The sequence below is a fragment of the Micromonospora sp. 15K316 genome (genome assembly GCF_004348525.1).
Classification (GTDB): Bacteria; Actinomycetota; Actinomycetes; order Mycobacteriales; family Micromonosporaceae; genus Micromonospora.
On sequence record NZ_SMKG01000201.1, the window covers coordinates 1 to 11,167 of the forward strand.

Annotated in this window: 12 protein-coding genes; 5 read left to right on the forward strand and 7 right to left on the reverse strand. The window is 72.9% G+C overall.

The features are described from left to right. Nucleotides 1-287: 287 nt before the first annotated feature. Together E1211_RS26015 and E1211_RS26020 are read right to left on the reverse strand one after the other, a co-directional pair. On the reverse strand, nucleotides 288-1,124 hold the full coding sequence (locus E1211_RS26015; RefSeq protein ID WP_132351843.1) for an undecaprenyl-diphosphate phosphatase: 837 nt from the start codon (nucleotides 1,122-1,124) through the stop codon (nucleotides 288-290). Further along, entirely contained in the window at nucleotides 1,121-2,173 is a 1,053-nt protein-coding gene (locus E1211_RS26020) for an LLM class F420-dependent oxidoreductase (RefSeq protein ID WP_132351845.1), read from the reverse strand. Before E1211_RS26020 ends, E1211_RS26015 begins: the two co-directional genes overlap by 4 nt. Before the next feature lie 193 nt (nucleotides 2,174-2,366). On the opposite strand from E1211_RS26020, the gene E1211_RS26025 reads away from it, so the two are divergent. Beyond that, nucleotides 2,367-3,338, forward strand: a complete 972-nt coding sequence (locus E1211_RS26025) for an aldo/keto reductase (protein ID WP_076473030.1) — start codon at nucleotides 2,367-2,369, stop codon at nucleotides 3,336-3,338. A 111-nt stretch (nucleotides 3,339-3,449) separates the two neighbouring features. Beyond that, nucleotides 3,450-3,641: a DUF5703 family protein gene (locus E1211_RS26030; RefSeq protein ID WP_039906151.1), complete on the forward strand. Its 192-nt coding sequence runs from the start codon at nucleotides 3,450-3,452 to the stop codon at nucleotides 3,639-3,641. Nucleotides 3,642-3,707: 66 nt separating this feature from the next. Here the strand turns inward: E1211_RS26030 and E1211_RS26035 are convergent, their stop codons facing one another. Beyond that, nucleotides 3,708-4,364 carry a hypothetical protein gene (locus tag E1211_RS26035; RefSeq protein ID WP_132351847.1) on the reverse strand — a complete coding sequence of 219 codons (657 nt, stop codon included), beginning with the start codon at nucleotides 4,362-4,364 and terminating at the stop codon, nucleotides 3,708-3,710. A 57-nt stretch (nucleotides 4,365-4,421) separates the two neighbouring features. Further along, nucleotides 4,422-5,750, reverse strand: coding sequence for a M20/M25/M40 family metallo-hydrolase (locus E1211_RS26040; protein ID WP_132351849.1), 1,329 nt, complete (start codon nucleotides 5,748-5,750; stop codon nucleotides 4,422-4,424). Nucleotides 5,751-5,929: 179 nt separating this feature from the next. Between E1211_RS26040 and E1211_RS26045 the strand changes: the two genes are divergently transcribed. From E1211_RS26045 to E1211_RS26055, 3 genes are all read left to right on the forward strand, one after another. Further along, on the forward strand, nucleotides 5,930-6,529 hold the full coding sequence (locus E1211_RS26045) for a hemerythrin domain-containing protein (RefSeq protein WP_132351851.1): 600 nt from the start codon (nucleotides 5,930-5,932) through the stop codon (nucleotides 6,527-6,529). A gap of 74 nt (nucleotides 6,530-6,603) precedes the next feature. After that, nucleotides 6,604-7,611: a LysR family transcriptional regulator gene (locus E1211_RS26050; protein ID WP_132351853.1), complete on the forward strand. Its 1,008-nt coding sequence runs from the start codon at nucleotides 6,604-6,606 to the stop codon at nucleotides 7,609-7,611. Nucleotides 7,612-7,630: 19 nt separating this feature from the next. Continuing rightward, on the forward strand, nucleotides 7,631-7,876 hold the full coding sequence (locus tag E1211_RS26055) for a hypothetical protein (RefSeq protein ID WP_132351854.1): 246 nt from the start codon (nucleotides 7,631-7,633) through the stop codon (nucleotides 7,874-7,876). Between the two features lie 39 nt (nucleotides 7,877-7,915). Here the strand turns inward: E1211_RS26055 and E1211_RS26060 are convergent, their stop codons facing one another. From E1211_RS26060 to E1211_RS26070, 3 genes are read right to left on the reverse strand one after another with little or no spacing between them, the layout of a single operon-like run. Continuing rightward, nucleotides 7,916-8,266 (reverse strand): DUF3140 domain-containing protein, encoded by a 351-nt coding sequence (locus E1211_RS26060; protein ID WP_132351856.1) that lies wholly within the window; start codon nucleotides 8,264-8,266, stop codon nucleotides 7,916-7,918. After that, nucleotides 8,266-8,484: a hypothetical protein gene (locus E1211_RS26065; protein ID WP_132351858.1), complete on the reverse strand. Its 219-nt coding sequence runs from the start codon at nucleotides 8,482-8,484 to the stop codon at nucleotides 8,266-8,268. Before E1211_RS26065 ends, E1211_RS26060 begins: the two co-directional genes overlap by 1 nt. After that, nucleotides 8,481-11,039, reverse strand: a complete 2,559-nt coding sequence (locus tag E1211_RS26070; RefSeq protein WP_132351860.1) for an ATP-dependent Clp protease ATP-binding subunit — start codon at nucleotides 11,037-11,039, stop codon at nucleotides 8,481-8,483. The genes E1211_RS26065 and E1211_RS26070 overlap by 4 nt, the downstream gene beginning before the upstream one ends. Between the last annotated feature and the right edge of the window lie 128 nt (nucleotides 11,040-11,167).

The window sequence follows — 11,167 nt, forward strand, 5'->3', positions numbered from 1 at the left end:
CCTACGCCCAGTGGGAGCAGCAGGCCGCCGACCTCGTCGCCCAGTACTGGAACAGCTGACAACCACACAGCACCACAGCACGACCCGACCGCTGGCCGGCACCCACCACGGGCGCCGGCCAGCGGCATACCCACCCCACGAAACGGAAGCCGAAACGGAACCCGAAGCAGCGCGGCGCGTATCCGGGTGCAGAGCAAGACGGAGTGCGGCGCAAGCGGTCGGCAGCGCAACAGCACGACGGCCGGCACCCAGGCGGGGTGCCGGCCGTCGGCGTAACGGGTCGGCGGTCAGGTGGCGCTGATGGTGCCGGTCATCAGCAGTGCGAGGACCAGCGTGCCCAGCGCCACCCGGTAGAGCACGAAGACGTACAGGGTGTGGTGGGCGACGTAGCGCAGCAGCCAGGCGATGGCCGCGTACCCGACGCCGAAGGCGATGATCGTGGCCACGACCAGCATGGCGACGGTCGGGGCCGCCGTGCCCGGCGCCGCGGGTTCGAACACGTCCCCGAGGCTGAACACGCCGGACAGCACCACCGCCGGGATGGCCAGCAGGAACGAGTAGCGGGCCGCCGTCTCCCGGGTGAGGTTGAGCAGCAGACCGGCGGTGAGCGTACCGCCGGACCGGGACACCCCTGGGATCAGCGCCATGGCCTGGGCGAAGCCCATGACGACGCCGTCGCGCATCCGGAAGTTCTCCAGGGCGCGGGTCTGGCGGCCCCAGTACTCGGCGAAGGCGAGCACGAACGCGAAGACGATCAGGGTCGTGGCGACCAGCCAGAGGTTACGGCCGGCGGTGCGGATCTGGTCCTTGAACAGGAAGCCGAAGATCCCGATGGGGATGGTGCCGACGATCACGTACCAGGCCATCCGGTAGTCCAGGCTGGAGCGCACCGAACTGTCCCAGATCCCGACGATCCAGGTACGGGTTATCCGCCAGATGTCCTTCGCGAAGTAGATCAGCACCGCCGCCTCGGTGCCCAGCTGGGTGACCGCGGTGAAGGACGCGCCGGCGTCGCGCCCGAAGAAGAGCTCGGAGGTGATGCGCAGGTGCCCCGACGAGCTGACCGGCAGGAATTCCGTGAGCCCCTGGACCAGGCCCAGGACGATGGCCTCAACCCAGGTCACTCGCCAACTCCCGCAAGTTCGAGCGCCTCGGCGACGGTACGCAGGGTCTGCACGCCGCTCTCCCGGTCCGCCACGAAGAGCGTGACCGACAGCGTGGTCACCCCGGCGGCGGCGTACTCCCGCAACCGGTCGGCGATGCGTTCCTTCGGCCCGAGCAGCGACGTACGGTCGATGAACTCCTGCGGCACCGCGGCGGCGGCGTCCCGGTGCCGCCTGTCCAGGTAGAGGTCCTGGACCTCGCGGGCGGCGTCACCGTAGCCCATCCGGGTGGCCAGCTGGTTGTAGAAGTTCTGCTTCCGGCTGCCCATTCCGCCGACGTAGAGCGCCGCGTACCAGCGGACCAGTTCGGCGCAGGCGGCGACGTCGTCACCGACCACCACCGGTACGGACGGCACCACGTCGAAACCGGCCAGTTCCCTGCCGGCCCGCTCCCGCCCGGCGCGCACGGCGGTGAGCTGCTCCTGGGCGAACTCGGGGGCGTAGAAGACGGCGAGCCAGCCGTCGGCGATCTCACCGGCCAGTTCGAGGTTCTTCGGGCCGACGGCGGCCAGGTAGATGGGTATGTGGTCGCGGGGCGGATGGAAGCTCAGCCGCAGCGCCTTGCCGGGGCCGTCGGGCAGCGGCAGGGTGTAGTGCTCGCCGTCGTACGCGACCTCCTTGCGGGCGACGGCCAGCTTGACGATGTCGACGAACTCACGGGTGCGGGCGAGGGGCTTGCCGAAGCGGACCCCGTGCCAGCCCTCGGAGACCTGCGGTCCGGAGACCCCGAGACCCAGCCGGAACCGGCCGCCGGAGAGCGCGTCGATGGTCGCCGCGGTCATCGCGGTGGCGGCGGGTGTGCGGGCGGGGATCTGCATCACCGCGCTACCCAGGTCGATCCGTTCGGTCTGCCCGGCGATCCAGGCCAGCATGCTGGGCGAGTCGGAGCCGTACGCCTCCGCCGCCCACACCACCGAGTAACCGAGCCGGTCCGCCTCCTGGGCGAGGGCCAGGTGATCGGCCGGTGTGCTCCACGCCGTCTGATATCCGAGGCTGAGCCCGAGTCGCAATGGTCCTCCCCCATCGGCTCCACAGGTCGCATCAGGTTACGCAATGCGGGTGAACGACTGGATCACCGGCTCACCGAAAAGGCGATGGGGTGGGCGGATTCGGGCGCGCAGGCGGCAGGAACACCGGCAGAACCCGGGAGACATGACGGGAGCGAGGATATCGGTTGCGCCGTGTTCGAAATAAGGTTCACCCATGCAACAGCGACCGCTCGGCCGAAGCGGGCTGGCGGTTTCGCGGCTCGCGCTCGGCACCATGACCTGGGGTCGGGACACCGATGCCGACGATGCGGCCGCCCAGCTGAAGAGTTACCTCGACGCGGGCGGCAACCTGATCGACACGGCCGACGTCTACGGCGACGGCGACGCCGAGTCGGTGATCGGGTCGCTGCTCGGCACGCTGGTCCCCCGCGACGAGCTGCTGATCGCCACGAAGGCGGGGCTGCGGCCGGGTAACGGCCGCCGCCGGGACAACTCCCGGGGCCATCTGCTGCGTACGCTCGACGCCTCGCTGCGCCGCCTCGGCACCGATCACGTCGACCTGTTCCAGGTGCACGGCTACGACCCGGACACCCCGCTGGAGGAGACCCTGGCGGCGCTCGACCACGCGGTGGCCAGCGGCCGGGTCCGGTACGTCGGCGTCTCGAACTTCTCCGGCTGGCAGACCGCGCGGGCCGCGGCCTGGCAGGCGGCCTGGCCGGGGCGGTCGCCGGTGGTGGCCGCCCAGGTGGAGTACTCGCTGCTGGAGCGGGGCGTGGAGCGGGAGGTGCTGCCCGCCTGCGACGCGCTCGGCCTCGGGGTGCTGCCCTGGTCCCCGCTGGGGCGGGGGGTGCTGACCGGCAAGTATCGGCACGGCCGTCCGGCCGACTCCCGGGCCGCCTCGCCGCACTTCGAACGGTTCGTCGCCACCTACCTGGAGCCGCGCTGCTCGAGCATCGTGGAGGCGGTGGCCACGGCTGCCGGCGGGCTGGGCGTCTCGCCGCTGGAAGTGGCGCTGGCCTGGGTGCGGGACCGGCCCGGCGTGACGGCTCCCATCCTCGGCGCCCGCACGGTCGGTCAGCTGCTCGGGGCGCTGCAGGTGGAGCGGATGACCCTGCCGGAGGAGATCATCACCGCGTTGGAGGACGTCTCGGCGGTGCCGGTCGGCTACCCCGAGCGGGACAGCTGAGGCGGCGAACCGGCCAGGGCGCCACGGGTGGGCACGAAGCGCCCCGGGCAGCGGCGTTGATCACCCCGCAGGGGGTGGCGGACCGCCGCCGGCCTGGGCAGCATAGGGCACATGGACTACGAATACGCGCCGCTGCGGTTGCCACCGAATGTCGACCGGCTGACCGCCGCGGCGCAGCTGGCGATCCAGGCGGAGTTCTCCGGATGGGAGTTGGCCCGGGTGCGGCTGTTCCGGGACGGCACGCGGCAGGTGATGTTGCGCCGCCGCCGGGTCAACCAGCCGCAGCCGGGTCTGTCGTACTGAGGCGAGCCCGCCACGGCGTACGCCCCGGGGCCGGTGCCGCACGGCCGGGCCCCGGGGCGGTGTCGCCTAGTGGACGTGGTCGTGCTCGTCGTCGAGTTCCAGGAACGGGTGCTCGTCGAGGCGGCCGATCAGCCGGTCGTCGGCGGCCGGCTGGAACGGGCCGACCGCGTCGTCGTCCTCGAACGACTCCAGGTCGACCGGGGTGCCGACCTCGCTGACCATCACCACCCCGTCGAGCGGTTCCAGCTCCGGGATGTCGAGCGCGCTGAGCGAGCCGTCGCCGCTCTGCAGCAGCTCCAGCACCGCCTCCCCGACTCCCTCGACGGGCGCCGGTTCGTCGTCCTCCGGGGTGCTCTCCCGGCGGGCGACCTCGGCGACCCGCATGAGCGCGGAGACGCTGGGCACCCGGTAGTCGCGGCGCTGGCGTACCGAGATCACCCGCGGGTGCGGGTCGGTGGCCTCGATGCTCTCGGCGCCACCGGAGAAACGCTCGTCGGCCTCGTCCGGGTCGATCGCCTCGACGTCCCACGGGGTGACTTCGCCGAAGGCGTCCAGGAGGCGCTCGTCGTAGGCGTGGGAGGCGTTGTTCAACGCGACGTACGCCTGCCAGACGTCGTCGTCGTCGATGCGGCCGTCGGCGGCGCGTACCGCGGACAGGTGGCGACGGGCCGCGTCGATCACCCGCTCGAGGGCGACGTCCAGCTCACCGTGCTGGTCGGTCATGCGAGGTGTTCCCTTCACGATGGGAGGTGCCGCGCGGGCGCAGCAACCGGAGGCGGGTCAGCAGGTACGCAGGAACCGGTCGAGAACCCGCACGCCGAACTGTAGCCCGTCCACCGGAACCCGCTCGTCAATGCCATGGAACAACGCGGAGAAGTTCAGGTCGGCCGGCAGTCGCAGCGGGGCGAAACCGAAGCAGCGGATGCCGAGTTGGGCGAAGGCCTTCGCGTCGGTGCCGCCGGAGAGCATGTACGGCACCGGGTGCGCGCCCGGGTCCTCGGCGCGCAGCGCGGCGGACATCGCGTCGACCAGGTCACCGTCGAAGGTGGTCTCGATGGCGGGCTGGCGCTGGATGTACTCGATGGCGATGTCCGGCCCGATCAGCGCCCGGAGCTGCTCCTCGAGCAGCTCCGACTGGCCGGGCAGGCTGCGGCAGTCGATGGTGGCGGTGGCCCGGCCGGGGATGACGTTGTCCTTGTAGCCGGCGGTCAGCCGGGTCGGGTTGGCGGTGTTGCGGATCGTCGCCCCGATGATGTTGGCGATCGGTCCCAGCTTGGCGATCGCGGCCTCCGGGTCCTCCGGGTCCAGCTCGATGCCGAGCAGCTCGGAGACCTCCTGGAGGAAGGTCCGTACGGTCGGGGTGACCACCACCGGGAAGCGGTGCCGGCCGACCCGGGCGACCGCCTCGGCGAGGGCGGTGACGGCGTTGTCGTCGTGGACCATCGAGCCGTGCCCCGGGCGCCCCTTGGCGTGCAGCCGCAGCCAGTCCACGCCCTTCTCGGCGGTCTCGATCAGGTAGAGCCGCCGGGCGTCGTCGACGGAGTAGGAGAAGCCGCCGACCTCGCCGATCGCCTCGGTGCAGCCGTCGAAGAGGTCCCGGTGTTGGCGGGTGAGGAAGTGTGCGCCGTAGTCGCCGCCCGCCTCCTCGTCGGCGGTGTACGCGAGCACGATGTCGCGGGTGGGGCGTACGCCGGTGCGCTGCCAGTGCCGCACGACGGCGAGGACCATCGCGTCGAAGTCCTTCATGTCGATCGCGCCGCGACCCCACAGGTAGCCGTCGCGGAGCTCGCCGGAGAACGGGTGCACCGACCACTCGTCCGCGTCGGCCGGCACCACGTCCAGGTGGCCGTGCACCAGCAGCGCGCCGCGCCCGGGGTCGGTGCCGGGGATCCGGGCGACGAGGTTGGCCCGGCCGGGGGCGGATTCGTGGATCCGCGACTCGACGCCGACCTCGGCGAGCTTCTCCGCCACGTACTCGGCGGCGGCGCGCTCGCCCGCGCTGGTGTCGTTGTCACCGGTGTTGGAGGTGTCGATCCGGAGCAGGTCGCGGCAGAGGTCGACGACCTCGTCGGTGAGGGCGGGTCGGGCGGAGGTGGCGTCGCTCGTCATCGCTTCTTCATACCAGCCGCGGCGCCCGATCGACCCGCCGCGGGCGGCGCGGCGGTCGCACGCCACCACCTCCGGCGCCGGGCGGGCGGCGGGGCACGGTTTCGCGGCGCGCCGCCCCGGGTACCGCCGCCCGCGACCGCAGTTCCCGATCCGCGCCCCGGCCAGACGAGGAGAGCACGATGACCATTCCCCTGCCTCCGTTGCCACCCGCCCCCGAGGAGGGCTACCGGCCCGGTGGTCGCAGCGTCGCCGAGATCGTCGAGTACGAGCACCGGCAGCTGCTGGAGCTCGTGGGGCGGCTCACCGGGCCCGGCCCGGCCGCCGACGAGCAGCTGGCGGTGCTGACGGCCGCGCTCTCCCGGCACCTCTCCGCCGAGGAGCAGTACCTGCTGCCGGCGGTCCGGTCGGCGCTGCCCGCCGCGGCCGGTCGGGTGGACCGGATCCTCGACGCGGACGCCGTCCTGCTGAGCGCCTTGCGGGCGCTCGCCGGGGATGGCCTCGGCGAGGTCGCCGACCGGGTCCGCCGCCACGTCGAGGAGGTGGGCGCGCTGGTCACGGAGCTGCGCGGGGTGGCGACCGAGGAGGAACTGATCCGGCTCGGCAACCGCCTGGAGATCGCCGAGGAGGCCGCGCCGACCCGGCCACACCCGGACACCCCGGCCACCCCGCCGTGGAACCGGGTCGTGGAGCCGGCGCTGGGCGTGGTGGACAAGGTCCGTGACGCGGTCAGCGGGAGGCCGACGTACCTGGCCGACCTTCCGGAGCAGCCGCGCGGCTGACCGGCGACCTTCATCCACAATCGCCGATCCATCCGGCTCTTCCGCCAACCGGAGCGGGGTCATACCGTCACGGTATGAATCTGGAGCTGCGACATCTTCGGGTGGTGTGCGCGATCGCCGAAACGGGAAGCGTGACCAAGGCGGCGTCGACGCTCGGCCTGGCCCAGCCGGCGCTCACCGCCCAGCTCCAACGCATCGAACGCACCCTGGGCGGTCCCCTCTTCGAGCGGGACCGCCGCGGGGCCCGGCCGACCGCGCTCGGCGAGCTGGTGCTCGCCCGGGCCCGGGTGCTGCTGCCCGCCATGAAGGGGCTGCAGGACGAGGCGGCCCGCCTCGCCGGGGCGGCGGACGCGCCCCGGCGGTACCGGTTCGGTGGGGTGAACAGCCCCATTCTCGGCCGGCTCGTGCACCGGCTCGCGGCGGAGCAGCCGCAGGCGCAGATCACCACGTATGCGTCCTGGTCGGTGGACGAGCTGGCGCAGCTGGTGGTGGGTGGTCGGCTGGATTTCGTGCTGACCGGCGTCTGCGGCGACTCCAGCCCGTCGGCGGAGTGCGGGCTCAGCTGGCGGGAGGTGTCGGTCGACCCGGTGCTGGTGCTGCTGCCGGAGTCCCATCCGCTGGCCGAGCGGGAGGAGGTGCGGCTGGTGGATCTGCGGCACGAGCAGTGGGTGGCGGCGCCCGGCGACGGCTGCTTCGGTGACTGCTTCGCGGCCGCGTGCGCCCGCGCGGGTTTCGCGCCGCGGAAGGTGTACGAGACGGATGTGCGCGGCTGCGTGGACCTGGTGGACGCGGGCGAGGCGGTGGCGCTCTGCCAGGCCACGTTCCGCCCGCCCGCCGGGCTGGTCACCCGCCGGCTGGCGGGGGTGCCGCTGCGCTGGCGGTTGATGTTCGGCTGGCACCCGGACTCCCCCGCGGCCCGGGCCGCCGAGCTGGTGCTGCAGACGGCGAAGGCCGCCTACGACGATTCGCTGGCCCCGCACCCGGCGTACCTGGCCTGGTTGGTGGCGAATCCGGAGTTCGGCGCCCGCCGGTCGGTCGTGCGGGGCCCGGTCGCCGACGCGAACGGGGTGCGAACCGCGTAGCGACGGGTATCAGGGCCCCATGACCGACGTTTCTCCCGCCGCGGACGACCGTGAGCTGCTGCGCCGCGCCGCCGCCGCGCACACCGCCGCCGCCCAGGACCTCGAGGCCTTTCTGCGCCGGCTGCCGGAGGTGCCGGGGCCGGCGGAGGTGACCGAGTACGCCAGCCTGCTGACCCGCGAGGAGCGGATGCGCGCCGACCGGGAGGCGGCGGCCGACGCCGCCGGGCTCACCCTGGGCAGCCTGGAGTCGGACCAGGGCACCTGAGGCGGGGCCGCGGCGGGCCGGTCGGCGTTCGACCGGGATTCAGCGTTCGACCAGGATGTCGTGGCCGAGGTCCAGCAGGGAGTGCCGCCACTCGTCGTCGGCGTTGCCGCGTGCCGGCCGGGCGTCCACCAGGGACTGGATCCGGTCGACGGCGTCCCGCATCACCTCGATGTCCTCCGGGGTGAGGTCGACCTTCCGTTTGGTCAGCACCTTGAGGATCTGCCGCCCCGGTTCCGGCAGGTTGAGGTCCGGGTCGGGGCCGAACGCCTCCTCGCCCGAGCCGCGGGTCAGCAGCCACTGACGCAGCTGTTCGGACGGGACGTTGACCTGGGCGTGGAAGTCGTCCCAGAGCACCTCAACCTCGGGATCGAGCCGCTGCTCGCGTACCATCAGGTCTCCTCTCCGGGTGGTGGCCCGGACGTCTCCGGGTCCCCCTCGTCGGTCTTGCGGCGCCAGCCCTCCGCCGGCATGCGGACCCGGGCCGGGTTGGCCGTGGGGCGGGCCTGGATCCGCTCGGGGTGCTCGGTCTCCTCCCGGGACTCCTCGGTCCCGGGTGGCTGCTCCGGTCCGGGCGGACGCTCCGGCTCGGGCGTCTCCGGCCGGCTCATCGCGGATGCGACGTCGTGGCGGCGCGGTAGCCTCGCTCGCCGGCGCCGACGTCGAAGGTGAGGGCGCCGTCGCGGGCGTCCACGGTGACCTTCTGGCCGGGCGAGATGTCCGACGCCAGCAGCATCCGGGAGAGCTGGTTGTCCACCTCGCGCTGGATGACGCGGCGCAGCGGCCGGGCGCCGAACTCGGGCTGGTAGCCGTGCTCGGCGAGCCAGTCGACGCCGGCGGTGGTGAAGTCCACCTCGATGTCCTGGGCGTGCATGCGGCGGCGGGTCTCCTCCAGCAGCAGCTCGGTGATGTCGCGCAGCTGCGCGGCCTCCAGCCGGCGGAAGATGATCACCTCGTCGATGCGGTTGAGGAACTCCGGCCGGAAGTTCTCCTGCAGCCGGCGCATCAGCCGCTCCCGCAGCTCGTCGCTCTCCTGCTCGCTGCCCGGCTCGCCCGCGCCGAAGCCGACGGCCCGCTGGGTGCCGGTGATCAGCTCCGAGCCGAGGTTGCTCGTCATGATCAGGACGGTGTTCTTGAAGTTGACGGTCCGGCCCTGCCCGTCGGTGAGCCGCCCGTCGTCGAGCACCTGGAGCAGGATGTTGAACACGTCCGGGTGCGCCTTCTCGATCTCGTCGAGCAGCACCACCGCGTACGGGCGGCGACGTACCGCCTCGGTGAGCTGCCCGGCCTCCTCGTAGCCGACGTATCCCGGGGGCGCGCCCACCAGGCGGCTCACCGTGTGCCGCTCCTGGAACTCGCTCATGTCCACCCGGACCATCCGGTCCGACTCGCCGAAGAGCGCCTCCGCGAGGGCCCGGGCCAGCTCGGTCTTTCCGACACCGGTCGGGCCCAGGAAGAGGAAGCTGCCCATCGGCCGCTCCGGATCGGCCAGACCGGTACGGGAGCGGCGAACCGCCTCGGCGACCGCGGAGACCGCGTCGTCCTGCCCGACCACCCGCTCGTGCAGGTGCCCCTCCAGGCGCAGCAGCCGGTCCCGCTCCTCCTCGGTGAGCTGGGCGACCGGGATGCCGGTGGCGCGGGACACCACCTCGGCGATCTCCTGCGGGCCCACCTCGGGCACCTGCGAGCCGCCGTTGCCGTCCTCGCCGTGCGCCCGCCGCACCTGATCCTCCAGCTCGCCGATCCGGTCGCGCAGGGCGGAGGCGCGCTCGTACTTCTCGTCGGCGACCGCCTGCTCCTTGTCCCGGCGTACCTCGTCGAGCTGCCGCTCCAGGTCCCGCACGTCCGCGGCCGGGGTGCGGGTGCGCAGCCGGACCCGGGCGCCGGCCTGGTCGATCAGGTCGATCGCCTTGTCCGGCAGGTACCGGTCGGTGACGTACCGGTCGGAGAGCTCGGCCGCGGCGACCAGCGCCTCGTCGGTGAACCGCACCTGGTGGTGCGCCTCGTACCTGTCGCGCAGCCCGCGCAGGATGGCGACGGTGTCGTCGACGCTCGGCTCCGGGACCAGTACCGGCTGGAACCGGCGGGCGAGCGCGGCGTCCTTCTCGATGCTCTTGCGGTACTCGTCGAGCGTGGTCGCGCCGATCACCCGCAGCTCGCCGCGGGCCAGCGCCGGCTTGAGCATGTTGCTGGCGTCCATGCCGCCCTCGCTGCCCGCGCCGCCCGCCCCGACCAGGGTGTGGATCTCGTCCAGGAAGATGATCAGCTCCTCCCGGTGTGCCCGGATCTCGTCGATCACCTTCTTCAGCCGTTCCTCGAAGTCGCCGCGGTAGCGCGTGCCGGCGACGAGCCCGGCCAGGTCCAGCTGGATCACCCGCTTGCCCAGCAGGGTCTGCGGCACGTCGCCGTCGCAAATCCGCTCCGCCAGCCCCTCCACGATGGCGGTTTTGCCGACACCGGCCTCGCCGATGAGCACCGGGTTGTTCTTCGTCCGCCGGGAGAGGATCTCCACGGCCTGTTCGATCTCGTCGGCGCGGCCGATGACCGGGTCGATCTGGTCGTTGTGGGCCAGGTCGGTGAGGTCCTGTCCGTACTGGTCGAGGGTCGGCGTGCCGCGGTCCGGCCGCGGACCGGCCGTCGGTCCCCGCTCGGCGTTCGCGGCCTGCAACGACTCGGGCTGGATCCGCCCGGCGGCGAGCATCCGGCCGGCCGGCGACTCCGGGTTGAGCGGCAACGCCATGAGGATGTGCTCGGGACCGATGTAGTTGGCGCCCATCGCGCGGGAGAGCTGGTGGGCGTCGAGCAGCGCACGTTTCGCCGCCGGGGTGAGCGACAGGTTCGGCGGCACCTCGCCGCGGGGCGCCCCGTCGCCCCGCCCGCCGAGGGCGTTGAGCAGGGTGTCCGGGTCGGCGCCGGCCCGTCGTACCAGGTCACGCAGGGGCTCGCGCTGCAGTGCCGCCCAGAGCAGGTGGTCGGTGTCCAGGTCGGTGCTCTGGCGCTGCGCCGCGCGCCGGGCCGCGTCGGCCAGCATCTCCCGTGCGTCGGCGGTCATCAGCCGAGTGATGTCGACCCGGTGCGGCGGTCGGCGCCCGCCCTCGCCACGGCCGAAGTACCGGGCCAGGAACTCGTCCCAGGGGTCGGTGCCGAAGTCGCCGGGTCCCATCATCTCTGTCCTCCGCAGTAGCCGGCACGGTCGGCAGGGGCTACCCGGCGGTCGGCCCGACAAACGCCGCGCGGATGCCGCCGGGGCGCGCGACGGCCGGTCGGCGCGCCGGTGGTGGCGGTCGCCGGGGC

Coding starts and splice junctions, on each gene's coding strand:
- E1211_RS26025 (WP_076473030.1), top strand. CDS start 2,367: ATGCAACAGCGACCGCTCGGCCGAAGCGGGCTGGCGGTTTCGCGGCTC.
- E1211_RS26030 (WP_039906151.1), top strand. CDS start 3,450: ATGGACTACGAATACGCGCCGCTGCGGTTGCCACCGAATGTCGACCGG.
- E1211_RS26035 (WP_132351847.1), bottom strand. CDS start 4,364: ATGACCGACCAGCACGGTGAGCTGGACGTCGCCCTCGAGCGGGTGATC.
- E1211_RS26040 (WP_132351849.1), bottom strand. CDS start 5,750: ATGACGAGCGACGCCACCTCCGCCCGACCCGCCCTCACCGACGAGGTC.
- E1211_RS26045 (WP_132351851.1), top strand. CDS start 5,930: ATGACCATTCCCCTGCCTCCGTTGCCACCCGCCCCCGAGGAGGGCTAC.
- E1211_RS26050 (WP_132351853.1), top strand. CDS start 6,604: ATGAATCTGGAGCTGCGACATCTTCGGGTGGTGTGCGCGATCGCCGAA.
- E1211_RS26055 (WP_132351854.1), top strand. CDS start 7,631: ATGACCGACGTTTCTCCCGCCGCGGACGACCGTGAGCTGCTGCGCCGC.
- E1211_RS26060 (WP_132351856.1), bottom strand. CDS start 8,266: ATGGTACGCGAGCAGCGGCTCGATCCCGAGGTTGAGGTGCTCTGGGAC.
- E1211_RS26065 (WP_132351858.1), bottom strand. CDS start 8,484: ATGAGCCGGCCGGAGACGCCCGAGCCGGAGCGTCCGCCCGGACCGGAG.
- E1211_RS26070 (WP_132351860.1), bottom strand. CDS start 11,039: ATGATGGGACCCGGCGACTTCGGCACCGACCCCTGGGACGAGTTCCTG.